This window comes from Enterobacter cloacae complex sp., assembly GCF_900322725.1.
Classification (GTDB): domain Bacteria; phylum Pseudomonadota; class Gammaproteobacteria; order Enterobacterales; family Enterobacteriaceae; genus Enterobacter; species Enterobacter quasihormaechei.
In genome coordinates, this window is record NZ_LT991957.1 from 465,445 (window position 1) to 485,336 (window position 19,892).

The window sequence follows — 19,892 nt, forward strand, 5'->3', positions numbered from 1 at the left end:
CCACCCGGCAAAACTACGTAATCCTAACCTATCAGGCTGACTCCGCCAGAGCAATATCCTCGCGCGTCTCGATGCGCTCGTTGCCGTGATAAATGCGCGCGTGTTGCAGCCCCACAAACAGGCGTTCCCCCCGGTGTGGCGGCTCGTCGTCACGCATAACCACGGTCAGCGGCTCGGTATACCAGCCCAGCGGCTGAACGACCAACTGGGTGTAGTGACCTTTAGGGCTCGCTTCCAGCACCTGCACCGGGAGCGGTGAATCCAGGCTGGTACGGCGGCTGACGTCCACTTCCCACGGACGCAGGAACAGATCGACCGGCCCCTGATGCGCCGGGGTGTAGCCCAGCGGCCAGCGGTGCGCGCCAACGTGGAACTGACCGCCGCGAATGGTGCCCTGAAGACGGTTCACCTCGCCCATAAACTCCAGCACGAAGCGGGTCGCCGGTTCACGCCAGAGCTGCTCTGGCTCGTCAACCTGCTCAATGTTGCCCTGACTCATCACCACCACGCGGTCGGCGACTTCCATCGCCTCTTCCTGATCGTGGGTCACGAAAACGCTGGTGAACTGGAGCTCTTCATGCAGCTGACGCAGCCAGCGGCGCAGCTCTTTTCGCACCTGCGCATCCAGCGCGCCGAACGGTTCATCCAGCAGCAAAATTTGCGGCTCAACGGCCAACGCGCGCGCCAGCGCCACGCGCTGCTTCTGTCCACCTGAAAGCTGGGCCGGGAAACGGTCCGCCAGGTGAGCCAGCTGCACCATCTCCAGCAGTTTGGTCACTTTCGCTTTGATGGTGGCCGCATTCGGACGCTCACGACGCGGCAGCACGGTCAGGCCAAACGCGATGTTGTCGAATACCGTCATGTGGCGGAACAGGGCGTAATGCTGGAACACAAAGCCCACCTTACGGTCGCGGGCATGCAGGCGGCTAACGTCCGTACCGTGGAAGCGGATATGTCCGCTGGTCTGATGTTCAAGCCCGGCGATAATACGCAGCAGCGTGGTTTTACCGGAGCCAGACGGCCCCAGCAGCGCCACCATTTGTCCGGAAGGGATATCCAGCGAGATATCATTCAGCACCTGGGTGCGACCAAAAGACTTCTTAATATTGGCAATCTCAATGCTCATGATTTCCCTCCTGATGCTGACGTTTTTCCTGATTCTCTAAACGCCACTGCACCACACTCTTCAAAAACAGGGTCAAAATCGCCATCAGCGTCAGCAACGCTGCGGCAGTAAAGGAACCGACGGTGTTGTAGTCCTGTTCCAGTAATTCAATCTGTAGCGGCAGCGACAGGGTTTCGCCGCGAATCGAGCCGGATACCACCGACACCGCGCCAAACTCTCCAATCGCACGGGCGTTGGTCAGCACCACGCCGTAAAGCAGCGCCCAGCGGATATTCGGCAGCGTCACGCGGCGGAACATCTGCCAGCCGGAGGCGCCCAGCAGCACGGCCGCTTCATCCTCATGGCTGCCCTGGCTTAACATCACCGGCACCAGCTCGCGCACCACGAACGGACAGGTCACAAAGACCGTCACCAGCACCATGCCCGGCCAGGCGAACATAATTTGCAGGTCGTGTTCATCCAGCCAGCCGCCCAGCGGGCCGTTAGAGCCGTAAAACAGCAGATAGACCAGACCGGCCACCACCGGCGACACCGCAAACGGGATATCCAGCAGGGTCAGCAGCAGCTGACGCCCCGGGAAGTTAAAGCGGGTCACCAGCCAGGCCAGCAATACGCCAAACACCAGATTCACCGGAACGGTGATCAGGGCAATCATCACCGTCAGCCAGATGGCGTTGAGCATGTCCGGATCGGCCAGGTTTTGCAGCGCGGGCATAATCCCTTTGCTGAAGGCCTGAACGAAGATGTACACCATCGGCACAACGAGAATGAAGGCAGAGACCAGCACGCCCGTACCAATCAGAAACCATTTGCCCCAGTTGATGCGGGGCGCGTCATAGCGCTTCAATTGCGTAACTTCCGCCATCAGTGACCTACCACACGTCGACCAAAGCGACTTTGCAGAGTGTTAATCGAGAACAGCAGCAGCAGCGACGCGGCAAGGATCACCGAGGCAATCGCGCTCGCGGCCGGATAATCAAACTCCTGCAAACGGACAAAAATCATCAGCGAGGTCACTTCGGTTTTCCACGCGATGTTCCCGGCGATAAAAATGACCGCGCCAAATTCACCGAGGCTGCGGGTAAACGAGAGCGCAACACCCGCCAGCAGGGCCGGAGAAAGTTCCGGCAGCACAACCTTACGGAAACTCTGCCAGCGCGTGGCCCCCAGCGTTTCCGCGGCCTCTTCGTATTCGGGGCCTAATTCTTCCAGCACCGGCTGCACGGTACGCACCACAAACGGGATGCTGGTAAAGGCCATCGCCACCGCGATACCGAGCCAGGTATAGGTCACTTTGATATCAAACTTCGCCAGCCATTCGCCGTAGAAGCCGTTTACGGAGAACAGCGACGCCAGCGTCAAGCCGGCCACCGCCGTCGGCAGCGCAAACGGCAGATCCATCAGCGCGTCGAGCAGCGTACGGCCCGGGAAGCGATAGCGGGTTAAGATCCACGCCATCAGCAGGCCAAACACACCGTTGAAAATCGAGGCCACGAACGCCGACAGCAGCGTGACCTTGTAGGCCGCCACCACCTGCGGGTTAGTGACCACTTCCCAGTACTGGGACCAGCTCATCTCAGAGAGCTGCACCACCAGCGCGCTGAGCGGCAACAGTAAAATCAGACAGACGAACAGCAGGCTGGTCCCGAGGCTTAAGGTAAAGCCCGGCAGCACGCGTCTGGAGGAGACTGCAAACATTACTTACGCCCCGCCGCCAGCAGTTTGTCTAACTCACCGCCGCTGGCAAAATGGGTTTTCATCACCTCAGGCCAGGCGCCGAAATGGTCTTCCACGCGGAACAGCGCGGTCTGCGGGAATTTATCCTTCAGCTTGTTCATCACGTCCGGATTGTTGACGCGGTAGTAATAGTCAGTAATCACCGTCTGCGCCTGCGGGCTGTACAGATAGTTGAGATAGGCTTTTGCGGCCTTTTCGGTGCCGTTAGCCTTAACGTTTTTATCCACCCACGCCACCGGGAACTCGGCCAGAATATTTGTTTTCGGGATAATGACCTCAAACCCCTGCGCTTCATACTGCTTACGGATGTTGTTCACTTCGGATTCGAAGCTGATCAGCACGTCGCCCAGCCCGCGCTCGGCGAAGGTGGTGGTTGCGCCACGGCCGCCGGTATCAAACACCTCGACGTTTTTCAGGAACTGGGTCATAAACTGTTCGGTTTTCGCTTTATCGTTACCGTCAGCTTTGTCCGCCGCGCCCCACGCTGCCAGGTAGGTATAACGCGCGTTGCCGGAGGTTTTCGGGTTCGGGAAGATCAGCTTTACGTCAGAACGCACCAGGTCGTTCCAGTCGTGAATGTTTTTCGGGTTGCCCTTGCGCACCAGGAAGCCCATGGTGGAGTAGAACGGTGAGCTGTTGTTCGGCAGGCGGCTTTGCCAGTCCGCCGGGATCAGCTTGCCTCTGTCGTGCAGGATCTGCACGTCCGTCACCTGGTTATAGGTCACCACATCCGCCTTAAGCCCCTGCAAAATGGCCAGCGCCTGTTTGGACGAGCCGGCGTGAGACTGTTTGATGGTCAGCTTGTCGCCGTTGTTCTCTTTCGCCCACTGCTGTTCGAAGGCGGGATTAAGGGCGGCAAACAGCTCGCGCGAAACATCATAAGAACTGTTCAGTAACTCAGTTGCCTGCGCCTGCGCCACCAGCAGTAAGCCTGCCAGTGCCAGCGATCCTTTTTTCAGTACAGTTACGGCCATAGCGCGCCCTTATAAATGTGATGACTATCTTATAGTCATAATATTTATAACGGAGTCTAAAGGAGTAACGGTTTTATATACCGTTTGGTGATTTGGAAGCAGAAAAGGGAATAAGGGTGCGGGAGAAATTGCCGGGTGGCGCTAACGCTTACCCGGCCTATATGTGGAGTGCGTTTTACAGCGCCAGCAGGCGCTCAACGGACGGCGCAAAGTAGTAACCGCCGGTGACCGGGCGGGTGAAGCGCAGCATGGCGTCGCGCTTGCCGTCGGTATCGCCAAACATGCTCAGCAGCTGCTGTTCAATGTTGTAGAGGCGCGCGCAGTAGGCGCAGAAGTACAGGCCGTGCGTACCGCTCGCGGTACCGTATGGCAGGCTCTGGCGAACAATCTTCAGCCCCTTACCGTCTTCTTTAAGATCAACGCGGGTCAGGTGGGACGTCACCGGACGCGCATCGCCATCAATCTCTTCATTAGCGTCTTTGGTGCGGCCAATCATCATCTCCTGGTCATGCACGCTCATGCGGTTAAGCTGCTTGAGGTTGTGCTCCCAGCGCTGGACAAACACATAGCTGCCGCCCGCGTCCACGCCGTCCTTGATAACAGCCACGTCACGACGCGTCTCTTCCCCGGCCGGGTTTTCGGTACCGTCGACGAAGCCGCTTAAATCGCGCTCTTCCACCCAGCGGAAACCGTGGATTTCTTCCTGCACGTTAATGCTGTCACCAAAAGCCTCAATTGCTGCCTGAGCGACGGAGAAGTTCACGTCGTGGCGCAGGGAGAGAATGTGGATCAGCACGTCGTACTGGGTGGCTGGCGCGAGACCTTTACCATAAGGAATGAAGTCCTTCAGCTCTTCCGCGCCTTCGCCGCCGCTCAGCTGACGCCAGACGGTGTTGCCGAAGGCCACTACCGCGCCCAGATGGGCTTCCGGGAATTTGGCCTGGAAGGTGGCCAGTTTATCAACGAAAATTTTGCTGGCCCCGCGCAGGGCATCCACGTCCCCGTTGACGTTGGCTTCAATCCAAATCGCCGCGCGGCAATGTTCTGGCAAAATGCCACTCTGAACCTGAGACATCGCTCCTCCTGAAAAAAAGATGCCACGACAGCGTGGCATTGATGGCGGCTATTATACCCGGATTTCAGCGAGGCGGTTTGCTCAGGCGCAAATTACTGCTTCCAGATAATTTTGCTCACTTTCCACTTTTTCAGGGTGTCGTCAGACGGCATTAACCCTTCCGGACCGTTCCAGGTGCCGCTGAAAACGTAGCTGATGTGCTGACTGCCTTCGGCCTTACACTCAACCGCGACGCTGTCGTCCGACGGCGCGCTGGCGCAGTGGCCAAACGCTTTCTGATAGAGTTCGCCAAACGGCGTTCCCACCTTCACGCCACCCGAGGCTGGAATAGCTTCATCCATCACCGCGATGCGGTTTACCGTGCCTTTATCGCCGTTAATGACCATCGCCACCTTGTCGTCTTTCAACGCTTCGAAATAACGCACGATGTTGCCGTTCTCGGTTTTCATGCCGCTGCGCAGGCGATAATCACCGCCGATGGCATCCTGAATGGCGTCCTGATCCAGTGCCGTCGAGGCGGTGATGTTGCCCACGCCCTGCTCGGTCACTTCCATTGAGGAGCCAAACCAGTTCCACGGATAGGCCGCAGACCAGTTGATGGAGGAGAGCGTGGAACAGCCGGTTAACGCCAGCGGGAGAGCGCATAAAAGTAAACGCAGCGATTTCATTGAGACGTCCTTACGTAGTAAATAACGCTTGTTGGAGTGCGGTATCGGCAAAAAGTGCCGTGTTAATCTGACTCTTGCGTAAAACAGGCGCGTAGACGGGGGTTAGTGAGTAACCACAGCAGCGCGACAATATCCGCTACCACCAGCGCAATTCCGATACCGGAAAGCGGCTCGCCGTACAGCCAGAGCACGGGTTGCCAGACCAGGAGCACAACCTGCGCCAGGATCAGCAGCCAGCGAAGCGCGCGCCAGACGCGGGGAATAGCCTGCCGCCGTCCGCTGCACAGAAACGCCAGGACCGCCGGTACGCCGGGCAGCAACCCCAGCCAGAACGCATCGTGATCGGGATAAAAGAGATTCAGTAACGTATCGCCCTGCCCGCGCGACGCGCCAGCCATCACGAACAGCACCCAGGTTCTGGCCTGCAACAGCAGAACGCACCAGAACAAAAAAGGCAGACGCAGACGACCGTGAACATCATAGTCGCCGGGGTGGAACTCAGTACTCTTCATCTTCGATCAGGCGCTTACCCAGCGTCAGCACGTCCGCGTGCTCGTAGCCCAGACGTTCATACATGCCCAGCACCACGTCGTTATCTTCCCGGACCATAATCTGGATTTTCGGGCAGCCACGGGCGATCAGCTTCTTTTCCAGACGGTTAAGCAGCGCATTGGCGATGCCGCGCGCGCGATATTCCGGGTGTACGCCCAGATAGTAGGCCGACCCGCGGTGGCCGTCATATCCGCCCATCACCGTCCCGACTACCTCGCCGTTGACCTCCGCGACCAGAAACAGACTGACGTCGTGATTCACCTTGCGTTCGATATCCATTTCCGGATCGTTCCACGGACGCAGCAGATCGCAGCGCTCCCAAAGGGTGATCACCTCTTCGAAATCTTCCTGGCGAAAAACGCGTATCTCCATGGTATTAACCGCCTTTTCGGGTTTAAAAACAGTGATTATGGCGTGAACGCCGCGTTTAGCCAATAACCAGCGATAATCGTCTAAAAATTTGGCATAATGTCACTTTGTCACGTATTGAAATGAAAAGTAAAACAATTCTCAATAAGGACTGTCGTAACGGTAAACACGATACGATATAACACCAGGACCTCATTTTTTAGTATTCAGGCCGCATGAGCACATTCAAACCATTAAAAGCACTCACATCGCGTCGTCAGGTTCTCAAAGCGGGGCTGGCGGCCTTAATGTTAACGGGCATCGCAAAGCAGGCTCAGGCAAAAGAAGAGAGCACGCTTAAAACCAGTAACGGACACAGCAAGCCGAAAACCAAAAAAGCCGGCGCAAAGCGTCTGGTCATGCTCGATCCGGGCCACGGCGGGATCGACACCGGCGCCATTGGCCGAAACGGTTCGAAAGAAAAACACGTCGTGCTGGCAATTGCAAAAAATGTGCGCGCAATTTTACGCAGCAACGGTATTGACGCCCGCCTGACGCGCACGGGCGACACGTTTATTCCGCTGTACGACCGCGTGGAAATTGCCCACAAGCACGGCGCCGACCTGTTTATGTCCATTCACGCGGATGGCTTCACAAACCCTTCCGCTGCCGGCGCGTCGGTGTTTGCGCTCTCCAACCGCGGCGCCAGTAGCGCCATGGCGAAATACCTTTCCGACCGCGAAAACCGCGCGGATGAAGTGGCCGGGAAAAAAGCGACCGACAAAGATCATCTGTTGCAGCAGGTGCTGTTCGACCTTGTGCAGACGGACACCATCAAAAACAGCCTGACGCTCGGCTCGCATATCCTCAAGCGGATCAAGCCCGTGCACCGTCTGCACAGTAAAAGCACCGAGCAGGCCGCGTTTGTGGTGCTGAAATCCCCGTCCATTCCGTCCGTGCTGGTTGAAACCTCGTTCATTACCAACCCGGAAGAAGAGCGCCTGCTCGGCACTAAGGCGTTTCGTCAAAAGATCGCGAACGCCATCGCCTCCGGGGTGATCAGTTATTTCAACTGGTTCGATAACCAAAAAGCGCACTCCAGGAAACGTTGATGAAACCCAATGCACAGCTGGTCAAAACCTTCCTGATGCAGTTGCAGGATGAAATTTGCCAGAAACTGACCGCCGCAGACGGCGGTGAATTTCAGGAAGACGCCTGGCAGCGCGACGCGGGCGGCGGCGGGCGCAGCCGCGTGCTGCGTAACGGCGGCATTTTTGAACAGGCCGGCGTCAACTTCTCTCATGTACACGGTGAGGCAATGCCGGCATCCGCTACGGCGCATCGGGCAGAGCTCGCGGGGCGCAGCTTCGAGGCGATGGGCGTCTCGCTGGTGATGCATCCGCATAACCCGTTTGTGCCGACCAGTCACGCCAACGTGCGCTTTTTCATCGCGGAAAAACCGGGAGCCGATCCGGTCTGGTGGTTTGGCGGCGGTTTTGACATGACTCCCTATTACGGCTTTGAAGAGGACGCCGTGCACTGGCACACCACCGCGCGCGACCTCTGCCTGCCGTTTGGCGAAGACGTTTACCCGAAATACAAAAAGTGGTGCGATGACTATTTCTATCTGAAGCACCGCGACGAGCAGCGCGGCATCGGCGGGCTGTTTTTTGACGATCTGAATACCCCGGATTTTGATACCGCGTTCAGCTTTATGCGCGCGGTGGGTGAAGGCTTTACCGACGCCTATCTGCCGATTGTCGAACGCCGCAAAAATACCGATTACGGGGTGCGCGAACGTGAGTTCCAGCTTTACCGCCGCGGGCGCTACGTAGAGTTCAACCTGGTGTGGGATCGCGGGACGCTGTTTGGCCTGCAAACCGGTGGACGCACGGAGTCCATTCTGATGTCGATGCCGCCGCTGGTGCGCTGGGAATACAGCTACGCGCCAAAAGAAGGCAGCCCGGAGGCTGCCTTGAGTGAGTTCCTTAAAGTACGCGACTGGATTTAACTGCCGGATGGCGCTGCGCTTATTCGGCCTACTCGTAGGTCGGGTAAGCAAACGTGTCCTTACAGCGGCTGCGTCTGCGCCTCAACCACCGCCAGCGCCACCATGTTCACGATACGACGCACGGAGGCAATCGGCGTTAACACATGCACCGGTTTTGACACCCCCATCAGTACCGGCCCTACGGTCACCCCTTCAGAACTCGATACGCGCAGCAGGTTGTAGCTGATACGCGCCGCTTCCACGTTCGGCATAATCAGCACGTTCGCCGAGCCTTTCAGCGGGCTGTCCGGCATGCGCTCGTTACGAATGCTCTCCACCAGCGCGGCATCGCCGTGCATCTCGCCGTCAATCATCAGCTCCGGCGCGCGTTCGCGCACCAGCTCCAGCGTCTGGCGCATCTTGCACGCCGCAGCGGATTTGGATGATCCGAAGTTAGAGTGCGACAGCAGCGCCACTTTTGGTTCGATACCAAAGCGGCGCACGGTTTCCGCCGCCATCACGGTGATCTCCGCCAGTTCGTCCGGGGTTGGATCGTCGTTAACGTAGGTATCGGCGATAAAGGTGTTACCGCTCGGCAGCAGCAGCGCGTTCATAGCTCCGGCAGTATGGACGCCCTCGCGATAGCCGAAGATCTCCTGCACCACGCTGAAATGCTCGTGATATTCACCGATGGTGCCGCAGATCAGCGCATCCGCCTCACCGCGGTGAACCATGATCGCGCCGATCACCGTGGTATTGCTGATCACCGCCCGCTGCGCCTGCTCCTGGGTGATCCCGCGACGCTTCATGATCGAATAGTATTCGTTCCAGTACTCTTTGAAGCGCGGATCGGATTCGTTGTTAACGATCTCAAAGTCCACGCCCGGCTTAATTTGCAGGCCCAGCTTCTGAATACGCATCTCGATCACGCTCGGACGACCAATCAGGATCGGTTTCGCCAGCCCTAAGGTGATGAGCTCCTGCGTGGCGTGCAGCACGCGCGCCTCCTCCCCTTCCGCCAGCACCACGCGCTTCGCGTCGGCGCGCGCCTGGGAGAAGATCGGCTTCATAAACAGGTTGGTTTTGTAGACGAACTCGGTGAGCTTATCGACGTAGGCATCGAAATCGTCAATAGGACGCGTCGCTACGCCGGAGTCCATCGCCGCTTTGGCCACCGCTGGCGCGATCTTCACGATCAGACGCGGGTCAAACGGTTTTGGAATGATGTAGTCCGGGCCGAAGCTCAGATCCTGATCGCCATAGGCGGAGGCGACCACTTCGCTCTGTTCGGCGTGCGCCAGCTCCGCGATGGCGTGAACGGCGGCCAGCTTCATCTCTTCGTTGATTGCCGTGGCGCCCACGTCCAGCGCGCCGCGGAAGATGAACGGGAAGCAGAGCACGTTGTTCACCTGGTTCGGATAGTCCGAACGGCCGGTGCAGATGATGGCGTCTTCACGCACCGCCTTCGCCAGCGGCGGCAGAATTTCCGGTTCCGGGTTCGCCAGCGCCAGGATCATTGGCGCGCGCGCCATCTTCTGCACCATCTCCTGGGTCAGCACTTTCGGGCCTGAACAGCCGAGGAAGATATCCGCGCCGTCAATCACCTCCTCCAGCGTACGCTTGCCGTCGTCTTCAACCGCGTAGGCCGCCTTGGTTTCCGCCATGTTCGGCTCGCGGTCTTTGTAGATCACGCCCTTGGAGTCGCAAACCACGATGTTGTGTTTCTGCATCCCCAGCGCCACCAGCAGGTTCATACAGGCGATGGCCGCCGCGCCCGCACCGGAGACCACCATGCGCACGTCGGAGAGATTTTTCTCCACCACGCGCAGGCCGTTCAGAATGGCGGCGGTGCTGATAATCGCCGTCCCGTGCTGGTCGTCATGGAACACGGGAATGTTCATACGCTCGCGCAGCTTCTGCTCGATATAGAAACATTCCGGCGCTTTGATGTCTTCCAGGTTAATGCCGCCGAAGGTCGGCTCCAGCGCGGCCACCACGTTGATGAATTTATCGGGATCGAGTTCGTCCACTTCGATATCGAACACGTCGATACCGGCGAATTTCTTAAACAGTACGCCCTTCCCTTCCATCACCGGTTTACCGGCCAGGGCACCAATGTTGCCCAGGCCCAGCACCGCCGTCCCGTTAGAGATAACGGCGACAAGGTTGCCGCGCGCGGTATATTTATAGGCCGCCAGCGGATCTTTTTCGATCTCCAGACACGGCGCAGCCACGCCCGGCGAGTAGGCCAGCGCCAGATCGCGCTGCGTCGCCAGCGGCTTGGTAGGGGAAACCTGGATTTTACCCGGAACAGGAAACTCGTGAAAATCGAGAGCGCTTTGTTTTAACTGATCATCCATCTTGTTATTCCTTTCACGTTTCGGTCAAAAAGGGTGATGTTGACGGTCCTGTGCACACCCTGGTGTGCCGCATAGTATCGCCGCAGGCAGGCTCCTAAACTTTGAAGGCTGCCAAACTCTCACCATTGCAGAATAAAAATTGTTATCAATTTATAACAGCCATGTTACCCGTCTCAGAGGGCAATGCCTCCCCCGTCTGCTATGCTTTTTTGTTAAGTCCATCATGATTTTCTCAGAAGTGTGAACTAACGCACTCGACTAACTCTTTTATTTCCAAGGAGTAATTATGAACCAGCTAGACGGCATCAAACAATTTACCACCGTGGTTGCAGACAGCGGCGACATCGAGTCGATTCGTCACTATCAGCCGGAAGACGCGACCACCAACCCCTCGCTGCTGCTCAAGGCGGCGGGGCTTGCGCACTTTAGTCATCTGATTGATGACGCCCTTGCCTACGGCAAACAGCGCGGGAAAACGCAGGAGCAGCAGGTCGCCGAAGCCAGCGACAAGCTGGCGGTCAATATCGGTGCGGAAATTCTTAAAAGCATTCCGGGACGCGTCTCCACCGAAGTGGACGCCCGGCTCTCGTTCGACCAGGAAAAGAGCATTAACAAGGCTCGCCGCCTGGTGGAGCTCTATCAGGAGCAGGGAATCGATAAGTCGCGCATTCTGATTAAGCTCGCGTCCACCTGGGAAGGTATCCGCGCGGCAGAAGTGCTGGAAAAAGAGGGGATCCACTGCAACCTGACGCTGCTGTTCTCGTTTGCCCAGGCGCGTGCCTGTGCCGAAGCGGGCGTGTTCCTGATCTCCCCGTTTGTCGGACGTATCTACGACTGGTATCAGGCGAAACAGCCGATGGATCCGTACGTGGTGGACGAAGATCCGGGCGTGAAATCGGTGCGTAATATCTACGACTATTACAAGCAGCACCGCTATGAAACCATCGTGATGGGGGCCAGCTTCCGCCGCACCGAGCAGATCCTCGCGCTCGCGGGCTGCGACCGCCTGACCATCTCCCCTGACCTGCTGAAAAAGCTACAGGAGAGCGATGAAACGGTGATCCGCAAGCTGGTGCCAACCTCTACCGTGCTGCCAAAACCGAAAGCCATGACCGAAGCGGAATTCCGTTGGGAGCACAATCAGGATCCAATGGCCGTGGAAAAACTGGCGGATGGCATCCGTCAGTTCGCCGTCGACCAGCGCAAACTCGAAGATCTTCTTGCCGCCAAACTTTAACCTTGCCACGGAGTGAACTATGTCCCGTAAAGAGCTCGCCAACGCCATTCGCGCCCTCAGCATGGATGCCGTACAAAAAGCCAATTCCGGCCACCCTGGCGCCCCCATGGGGATGGCTGATATCGCTGAAGTGCTGTGGAACGACTTTCTGAAGCACAACCCCACTGACCCGACCTGGTATGACCGGGACCGTTTTATTCTCTCCAACGGTCACGCCTCAATGCTGCTCTACAGCCTGCTGCACCTTTCCGGCTACGACCTGCCGCTTGAGGAGTTAAAAAACTTCCGCCAGCTGCACTCCAAAACGCCGGGCCACCCGGAGATTGGCTACACGCCGGGCGTTGAAACGACCACCGGCCCGCTGGGCCAGGGGCTGGCGAACGCCGTCGGCCTGGCAATTGCCGAACGTACGCTGGCCGCGCAGTTCAACCAGCCCGACCATGAGATTGTCGATCACTACACCTACGTCTTTATGGGCGACGGCTGTCTGATGGAGGGGATCTCCCACGAGGTCTGCTCGCTGGCGGGCACGCTGGGGCTGGGCAAGCTGATTGGCTTCTACGATCACAACGGCATCTCCATTGACGGAGAAACCGAGGGCTGGTTTACCGACGACACGGCGAAGCGCTTCGAGGCCTATCACTGGCACGTGGTTCACGAGATCGACGGCCACGATCCGGAAGCGGTGAAAAAAGCGATTCAGGAAGCGCAAAGCGTCAAGGATAAACCGTCCCTGATTATTTGCCGCACCACCATCGGCTTCGGCTCGCCGAACAAGGCGGGCAAAGAAGAGGCGCACGGCGCGGCGCTGGGTGAAGAGGAAGTGGCGCTGACCCGTCAGAAACTCGGCTGGAAACACCCGGCCTTTGAGATCCCAAAAGAGATCTACAGAGCCTGGGATGCGCGCGAGGACGGTGAGAAAGCGCAGCACGCGTGGAACGAAAAATTTGCCGCCTACAAAAAAGCGCACCCGGAGCTGGCCGCCGAGTTTACCCGCCGCATGAGCGGCGGCCTGCCGGAGGACTGGGAGGAAAAAACCCAGGCCCTGATTGAGAACCTGCAATCCAACCCGGCGAAAATCGCCACCCGTAAGGCGTCGCAGAATACGCTGAACGCCATTGGTCCGATCCTGCCCGAACTGCTGGGCGGCTCGGCGGACCTGGCGCCAAGCAACCTCACCATCTGGTCCGGCTCTAAATCCCTGAAGGAAGACATTGCCGGGAACTACATCCACTATGGCGTGCGCGAGTTCGGGATGACCGCTATTGCCAACGGCATCGCCCACCACGGCGGCTTCGTGCCGTACACCGCCACCTTCCTGATGTTTGTCGAATATGCCCGTAACGCGGCGCGTATGGCGGCACTGATGAAAGCACGGCAGATCATGGTGTATACCCACGACTCCATCGGGCTGGGTGAAGATGGCCCGACGCACCAGGCGGTAGAGCAGCTGGCGAGCCTGCGGTTAACGCCAAACTTCAGCACCTGGCGTCCGTGCGATCAGGTTGAAGCGGCTGTGGGCTGGAAGCTGGCCGTTGAGCGCCATAACGGCCCTACGGCGCTGATCCTGTCGCGCCAGAACCTGGCGCAGATTGAGCGCACGCCAGAGCAGGTGAAAAATATCGCCCGCGGTGGATACATTCTGAAAGACAGCGGCGGCAAGCCGGACGTGATCCTGATTGCCACCGGTTCCGAAGTGGAAATCACCGTGAAAGCGGCGGAGAAGCTGACCGCCGAAGGTCACGCGGTGCGCGTCGTTTCTCTGCCTTCAACGGATATCTTTGATGCGCAGGATGAGGCGTACCGGGAATCGGTGCTGCCTTCGAACGTTGCAGCGCGCGTGGCGGTGGAGGCGGGTATTGCCGACTACTGGTATAAGTACGTGGGGCTGAAAGGGGCGATTGTGGGCATGCGGGGCTACGGCGAGTCCGCCCCTGCCGATAAGCTGTTCCCGTACTTCGGCTTTACCGTTGAGAACGTAGTGGAGAAGGCGCTGAGCGTGCTGTAGTGCGATCTGCGTTGCCGGGTGGCGGCTGCCTACAAATCGCCAAAACGTAGGCCGGGTGAGCGACAGCGCCACCCGGTAAAACTACCTCGTGATCCACAGCGTGGGCCAGGCATCTGGCCCATTCCAGTTATCACAGCTTGGCTCTTCCGCGTAGCGCACCAGGCGGAAACGCTGGCCGTTAAAACGCCAGCGGGTCTGGATCCCACAGTCGCCAATCCCGCGTCCCAGCGCCAGCGTCGTCAGCTCGCGCGTTTTTTCATCGAAGCTGGCATTCATCAGCTCCATGTCGCTACTCTGGCTGGACGGGGTAAACGGCAGGCGCAATTTCACGCTCCTGGCCGCAAAGGGTTTTTTACGCGACACCAGCCACGCCAGATCGACGGTATTGTACGCCCCCGCCTCACAGCTGATGATCATCAGCGCTTTGTCATCGGTCAACGCGGTAACGCGCACTTCGCGTCGGTTCGGATCGAGGGAGCACTGGCTGTGGTTCATGCGCCAGGTACCGTAATCCAGCAGATCGTTCAGTTCGCGATGGGTCAGCGGCGTTGGCGTCGGGTTCACCACGGCCACCTTTTTTAAGGCGGGTGCAGGCGGCACACTCAGCGGTGGACTGTCCCCTTTTTTAATCCATGCCGTTTCGCTGCCGACGCGTTTTTGCTGGGCGTCGATAAACAGCAGCGCCGCTTTCAGACCGGCCAGGGAGATCGTCTGCTTCCCGCCGCGCAGGGTCAGCGCCTGACCTTCCTGAATGGTTTTGAGAAACGTGGTGATGGTGCCCGTATCGTCTGTTTTAAGGTGCCAGGGGGTTAACTGCCAGTGCTTCGACGTGAGCGTAAGCGGAACATTGTCGAGCAGCAGGCGCGGGGCGATGTCAGGCTCTTTCACCGGAGGCGCAGAAAGCCCGCCGAGATCGATGCGCAGGCTGGCGTCCGTTTTGGCTCCCGCGCTGCGGCTCAGCGTCATGACCAGACCGCGATGCTCGCCGGTGTTTCGCGCCACGCAGAAATTCTGGTTGTTGCAGGTAACCTGCCAGTCAGAAAAAGACTGCTGCGCAGGTGCAGCCCACGCCAGAGGCGCAGGAAGCACGCAAATGAAGAAGAGAAGAAAAACGCAGTAGCGCATGAATGGCACAGCCCCGGAAAACGAAAAGGTCAATCTGGGGCGTATCTTCGTGCCCTGGACGGGCTGGCTCAATCGGATTTATCGGATAGATTTATCTGAAATACAACTTATCACGCTTGCGGCGCAGCGCTCATCAGCCCGCTGGTTTGCAGATACTGCAACAGGATCACCGCTTTACCGTCGCGGATCTCGCCGCGTTTCACCATGTCGACAGCCTGAGCAAAAGGCATTTCCAGGACTTCAATGTCTTCGTCATCCACGCCGCCGCCCCGGTGCGTGCGCTGGGCATCGGTGTATTCCGCAATGAAGAAGTGGACCAGCTCGGTGACGCCGCCAGGGGACATAAAAAGCTCAAAGACTTTTTGCACCGCACCCACTTCAAAACCCGTCTCCTCAATGGCCTCTTTGCGGATACACACTTCCGGCTCATCGTCATCAAGCAGGCCTGCGCAGGTTTCAATCAGACGTCCGTCCGCGTTGCCATTGACCCACGTAGCGATGCGAAACTGGCGGATCAGCACCACGCTCTGCTTTTCACGGTTATACAGCAGAATGGTTGCCCCGTTGCCCCGGTCGTAGACTTCGCGTTTGTGGCGAATAACGTCCCCGTTTTTGCGGGTCAGATCGTAAGTGATGTTACGCAGGACAAAGTAATTTTCAGAAAGGATTTTGTCTTTAATAACGCTAATGTTCAGGGACATACGGGCTCCACGGCAAAATGAGTCTGTTTATACTACGCCGTGAAGCCCGCTTTGTCGCCCGTCGGCGTTAATGCATGCTGCGCGGCGGCACGCCAAGCCAGTCCATGATCCCCTGTGCGGCGTGGCGCCCTTCCGCCATCGCGGTGACCACCAGATCCGCACCGCGCACCGCATCGCCGCCGGCAAAAATCTGCGGATTCGAGGTCTGGTAGCGATAACGGCTCTCCACGGACGCCCTGATACGCCCCCGATCGTCGGTGTCGACGCCCTGTGCCTGAAGCCACGGCATGGCGTGCGGAGTAAACCCGAACGCCATGATCACCGCATCAGCAGGCATCACAAACTCGCTGCCCGCCACCGGAACAGGACGCCGCCGCCCCTGCGCGTCCGGCTCGCCCAGCGCGGTGCGCAGCATTCGAACGCCGTTGACCTTGCCGTCGACATCCAGCGTAAGCTCAACCGGCTGAACGTTAAATTCAAACGCCGCGCCCTCTTCTTTCGCGTTTTTAACCTCTTTTTTGGAGCCCGGCATGTTGGCCTCGTCCCGCCGATAGGCGCAGGTCACCTTCGCCGCGCCGTGTCGAAGCGCGGTACGCACGCAGTCCATCGCCGTATCGCCCCCGCCCAGCACCACCACGTTCAATCCCTGGGTGTCGATAAACGGCGCGTCAGCGACGGGCTCAAGACCCATTACGTTCCGCGTGTTCGCCACTAAAAACGGCAGCGCGTCATACACGCCCGGCGCGTCCTCATGGGGAATACCGGCTTTCATGGAGCGATAGGTCCCGACGCCGAGGAAAATGGCATCGTAGTCGTTTTGCAGCTGTGCCATCGACACGTCTTTCCCCAGTTCGCAGTTCAGCTCGAAGCGGATACCCATCGCGCTGAATATCTCTCTGCGCCGCGCTAACAGGGATTTATCCAGCTTGAAGGCCGGAATACCGAAGGTGAGCAAGCCGCCGATTTCCGGATGACGGTCGTAGACCGTGACCTCGACGCCGCAGCGCACCAGTACGTCGGCGCAGGCCAGCCCTGCCGGACCGGCACCGACGATGGCGACGCGCTGACCGACCGGCATAACGTGGCTGACGTCCGGCATCCAGCCCGTCGCCAGCGCCCGATCCGAAATATACCGTTCGATATTGCCAATGGTCACCGCACCCGACGCATCCCGCAGGGTGCAGGCGCCTTCACATAATCGATCCTGGGGACAGACGCGCCCGGTAATTTCCGGTAAACAGTTAGTCTGATGAGAAAGCTCGGCCGCGCCGACGATGTCCCCCGCCCTGACCCGTTCAATCCACTGCGGAATGTGGTTATGCAGCGGGCAGGTCCACTCGCAAATGCTGTGCTCGCCGCATTTCAGGCACCGGGATGCCTCGCGGTGCGCCTGTTCCGGGCGAAACGGCAGGGAGATCTCGTTAAAATGGCGGGCGCGCGCGTCGGGGCTGAGCTTGTCCGGTTCACCGCGCGCCGGGGTATTTTGCCTCTGCTGCCGTTTGGTTTGCGGGCATTCTGCCTGAACCGCTTCGCTGTGCCACGGCTGCGCGTCCAGCCTTGCACTGCGCTCGCGGCGCGACTTCGCCAGGTTATCCAGCACCGCCGGGGTAGCCAGCGTGAGCACGTTTGCCGGGCAGTTTTCGACGCAGGCCGGACCCTGCGGCCTTTCCAGGCAGAGGTCGCATTTATGCGCCGAGGCCTTCACGCGGTCGTTCTCCAGCGGGGTGACCAGCATGTCCATCGTGCCAAACGGACAGGCCACCACGCAGGCTTTACAGCCAATGCATTTTTGTTGATTCACCTGTACGCTGTCGCTGTGTTGCGTGATGGCGCCGTTCGGGCAGCTTTGCGCGCAAGGCGCGTTTTCGCAGTGGTGACAGGTGACGGGGCTAGTGCGGGTAGCGGAGGTAAGGACCGTAATGCGGGGATGAAAATGGCGTTCGCTCAGTACGTGCTGTTCCCCGTTGTGCGCCATCACACAGGCGACTTCGCAGGCGCGACAACCGATACACTCCTGACCGTTGACCATAATAAAACGATTCATAACTACACCTGTTTTTGGTTCAATAACCTTATTCTTTCTATTGTTATCGTATTTACCCACAGCGGCATGGCGACGCAATGTTCAAATGCCCAGGAAGCCGAACTATTTCCAGTGAACCTGTGGCAGATCAATTTTATTCAGGAAGCTGATGAGTGACCGTTAAACGCCCCGTTTCGGGAAGCCTGGCTCGGGCTTTCTTTTCGATGATTGTATTGTCCGTGTTAATCAGCGCCATTGCGCTGGTCACGCTCGCCAGCAGCCAGCGCGACGCCGAGGCGATTAACATCGCCGGATCGCTGCGCATGCAGAGCTACCGCCTGGGCTACGAGATGCAGCGCGCCAGCCCGTCGCTGGCAGAACACCGTGCGGTCTGGCAGAAAACCCTGAGCGCACCTGCGTTGCAGAAGTTAAACCGCTGGTATGTGCCGGAGGACGTCAAGCAGCGTTACCGGCAGCTCCACCTTGCCTGGCAGGAGATGGATAAGCGCATCGCCAGCGGCGACACCGGGTGGTATCAGAACCACATTGAGGATTTTGTTGGCCGGATAGATGCCTTTGTGCTGGCGCTTCAGCACTACACCGAACATAAAATTCAGCTGGTCATTTTCATGTCGCTGACCGGCGGGCTGGGCATTTTGCTGCTGGCGCTATTAACCCTGCGGCGGATCCGGCGTCAGGTGGTGCTGCCGCTGAATAATCTGGTGGCGGCGAGCGAGCGTATCGAACAGGGACAATTCGATACCCCCGCGCCGGATACCGCGCTGCCCAACGAACTGGGCCAGCTTTCCCGTGCCTTCAACCATATGTCGGCGGAACTGCACACCCTGTATCGATCGCTTGAGCAGTCCGTTGCCGAAAAAACCCGCCATCTGAATGAAGCGCATCAGCAACTCGACATGCTGTTCAAATGCTCGCAGGCGCTGAATACCGGGCAGATAGACAGCCACTGCTTCCGACATATGTTGCAGATTGTGCATGAATATACGCAGATGAATTATCTGCAATTGCGCACCAGCGACGACTGGCGGCTGTGCGAAGGGCAGGAAACACCGGGCGAGAAGATGCACACGTTACCGGTGTTAATGCAGGATACCCTGTACGGCGAACTGCGCTGGCAAAGCACGACGGGCGATGTGCCCCTGCCGCTAATGGAAAGCGTGGCGACGATGCTGGGCCGGGGGCTCTATTTCAATCAGGCGCAGAAGCATTATCAGCAGCTGCTGCTGATGGAGGAGCGCGCCACCATCGCCCGCGAGCTGCACGATTCGCTGGCGCAGGTGCTCTCTTATTTGCGTATTCAGCTTACGCTTCTGAAGCATGCCGTGCCGGGCGACAATGCTCCCGCACAGACCATCATTACGGATTTCTCCCGCGAGCTGAATAACGCCTGGCATCAGCTACGCGAACTGCTCACCACCTTCCGTCTGACGCTCAATCACGCCAATCTTCCTGCCGCGCTACAGGAGTCTCTTGACGGGCTGCAAAGCCAGACCAGGGCGAAACTGGTGCTTGACTGCCGCCTCTCGTCACTGGCGCTGGACGCGCAAAAACAGGTGCACCTCTTACAGATTGTGCGTGAGGCGGTGCTGAATGCGATTAAACATGCCGACGCGAGCGAGATCGTCGTCAGCTGCGTCACCGCTGCGGACGGCACGCACACGGTCACTATCCGCGACAACGGTATTGGCATCGGCGACGCCAGTGAACCGCCGGGGCACTACGGGCTGAATATCATGCGCGAACGCGCGGGACGACTCGGCGGGACGCTGGGCTTTTCCCAGCCGCCGCAGGGCGGTACGCAGGTCAGCGTAACGTTCCGGACGCCTGCGGATCGGGCTGAAAAATAGCGAGAAAGCAGGCGCGCTGAAAAAAGCGCATGATAATTTACATTATCTCCTTTATTTCTCCACGTTTGGCCTGTGCCTTCCCGCTACAGTGTTGCGGGCA

17 protein-coding genes are annotated in these 19,892 nt (G+C 58.5%); 5 read left to right on the forward strand and 12 right to left on the reverse strand.

Going from position 1 to position 19,892, the window contains the following annotated elements; all coding sequences use genetic code 11:
* Positions 1-31: 31 nt before the first annotated feature.
* The 8 genes from cysA to DBR02_RS02240 form a co-directional block, all read right to left on the reverse strand.
* Entirely contained in the window at positions 32-1,126 is a 1,095-nt protein-coding gene (gene cysA / locus DBR02_RS02205; RefSeq protein ID WP_063868097.1) for a sulfate/thiosulfate ABC transporter ATP-binding protein CysA, read from the reverse strand.
* Positions 1,116-1,991 carry a sulfate/thiosulfate ABC transporter permease CysW gene (gene cysW / locus DBR02_RS02210; RefSeq protein ID WP_063868095.1) on the reverse strand — a complete coding sequence of 292 codons (876 nt, stop codon included), beginning with the start codon at positions 1,989-1,991 and terminating at the stop codon, positions 1,116-1,118. The genes cysA and cysW overlap by 11 nt, the downstream gene beginning before the upstream one ends.
* Positions 1,991-2,824 (reverse strand): sulfate/thiosulfate ABC transporter permease CysT, encoded by an 834-nt coding sequence (cysT, locus tag DBR02_RS02215; protein ID WP_107533459.1) that lies wholly within the window; start codon positions 2,822-2,824, stop codon positions 1,991-1,993. Before cysT ends, cysW begins: the two co-directional genes overlap by 1 nt.
* A complete protein-coding gene (locus DBR02_RS02220; protein WP_063450461.1) occupies positions 2,824-3,837 on the reverse strand; it encodes a sulfate ABC transporter substrate-binding protein in 1,014 nt (337 codons plus the stop codon). Before DBR02_RS02220 ends, cysT begins: the two co-directional genes overlap by 1 nt.
* 175 nt (positions 3,838-4,012) lie before the next feature.
* A complete protein-coding gene (locus tag DBR02_RS02225) occupies positions 4,013-4,912 on the reverse strand; it encodes a Dyp-type peroxidase (RefSeq protein ID WP_063450462.1) in 900 nt (299 codons plus the stop codon).
* A 92-nt stretch (positions 4,913-5,004) separates the two neighbouring features.
* Positions 5,005-5,580 (reverse strand): RpoE-regulated lipoprotein, encoded by a 576-nt coding sequence (locus DBR02_RS02230; RefSeq protein ID WP_063868091.1) that lies wholly within the window; start codon positions 5,578-5,580, stop codon positions 5,005-5,007.
* A 62-nt stretch (positions 5,581-5,642) separates the two neighbouring features.
* Positions 5,643-6,092 (reverse strand): DUF2919 domain-containing protein, encoded by a 450-nt coding sequence (locus DBR02_RS02235; RefSeq protein ID WP_107533460.1) that lies wholly within the window; start codon positions 6,090-6,092, stop codon positions 5,643-5,645.
* Positions 6,079-6,504, reverse strand: a complete 426-nt coding sequence (locus tag DBR02_RS02240; protein ID WP_003861292.1) for a GNAT family acetyltransferase — start codon at positions 6,502-6,504, stop codon at positions 6,079-6,081. The genes DBR02_RS02235 and DBR02_RS02240 overlap by 14 nt, the downstream gene beginning before the upstream one ends.
* Positions 6,505-6,716: 212 nt before the next feature.
* Here DBR02_RS02240 and amiA point away from each other — a divergent pair, with 212 nt between their 5' ends.
* On the forward strand, positions 6,717-7,592 hold the full coding sequence (gene amiA, locus DBR02_RS02245) for an N-acetylmuramoyl-L-alanine amidase AmiA (RefSeq protein ID WP_107533461.1): 876 nt from the start codon (positions 6,717-6,719) through the stop codon (positions 7,590-7,592).
* Positions 7,592-8,491 carry an oxygen-dependent coproporphyrinogen oxidase gene (hemF, locus tag DBR02_RS02250; RefSeq protein WP_107533462.1) on the forward strand — a complete coding sequence of 300 codons (900 nt, stop codon included), beginning with the start codon at positions 7,592-7,594 and terminating at the stop codon, positions 8,489-8,491. The genes amiA and hemF overlap by 1 nt, the downstream gene beginning before the upstream one ends.
* A 59-nt stretch (positions 8,492-8,550) precedes the next feature.
* On the opposite strand, the gene maeB is transcribed toward hemF, so the two are convergent.
* Entirely contained in the window at positions 8,551-10,830 is a 2,280-nt protein-coding gene (gene maeB, locus DBR02_RS02255; protein ID WP_102751463.1) for an NADP-dependent oxaloacetate-decarboxylating malate dehydrogenase, read from the reverse strand.
* A 286-nt stretch (positions 10,831-11,116) separates the two neighbouring features.
* Here maeB and tal point away from each other — a divergent pair, with 286 nt between their 5' ends.
* Both tal and tkt read left to right on the forward strand, forming a co-directional pair.
* Complete coding sequence (gene tal / locus DBR02_RS02260) at positions 11,117-12,067, forward strand: transaldolase (protein WP_063868086.1); 951 nt, start codon at positions 11,117-11,119, stop codon at positions 12,065-12,067.
* A 19-nt stretch (positions 12,068-12,086) separates the two neighbouring features.
* On the forward strand, positions 12,087-14,075 hold the full coding sequence (tkt, locus tag DBR02_RS02265) for a transketolase (protein ID WP_063868084.1): 1,989 nt from the start codon (positions 12,087-12,089) through the stop codon (positions 14,073-14,075).
* Positions 14,076-14,156: 81 nt separating this feature from the next.
* Here tkt and DBR02_RS02270 read toward each other — a convergent pair whose 3' ends face one another.
* The 3 genes from DBR02_RS02270 to aegA all read right to left on the reverse strand — a co-directional run bounded on the left by DBR02_RS02270 (position 14,157) and on the right by aegA (position 17,945).
* On the reverse strand, positions 14,157-15,200 hold the full coding sequence (locus tag DBR02_RS02270) for a DUF1176 domain-containing protein (RefSeq protein ID WP_107533463.1): 1,044 nt from the start codon (positions 15,198-15,200) through the stop codon (positions 14,157-14,159).
* Positions 15,201-15,310: 110 nt separating this feature from the next.
* On the reverse strand, positions 15,311-15,901 hold the full coding sequence (nudK, locus tag DBR02_RS02275; protein ID WP_107533464.1) for a GDP-mannose pyrophosphatase NudK: 591 nt from the start codon (positions 15,899-15,901) through the stop codon (positions 15,311-15,313).
* A 67-nt stretch (positions 15,902-15,968) separates the two neighbouring features.
* Positions 15,969-17,945, reverse strand: coding sequence for a formate-dependent uric acid utilization protein AegA (gene aegA, locus DBR02_RS02280; RefSeq protein ID WP_107533465.1), 1,977 nt, complete (start codon positions 17,943-17,945; stop codon positions 15,969-15,971).
* 152 nt (positions 17,946-18,097) lie between these two features.
* Between aegA and narQ the strand changes: the two genes are divergently transcribed.
* Complete coding sequence (gene narQ, locus DBR02_RS02290) at positions 18,098-19,792, forward strand: nitrate/nitrite two-component system sensor histidine kinase NarQ (protein ID WP_107533466.1); 1,695 nt, start codon at positions 18,098-18,100, stop codon at positions 19,790-19,792.
* The last annotated feature ends 100 nt before the right edge of the window (positions 19,793-19,892 follow it).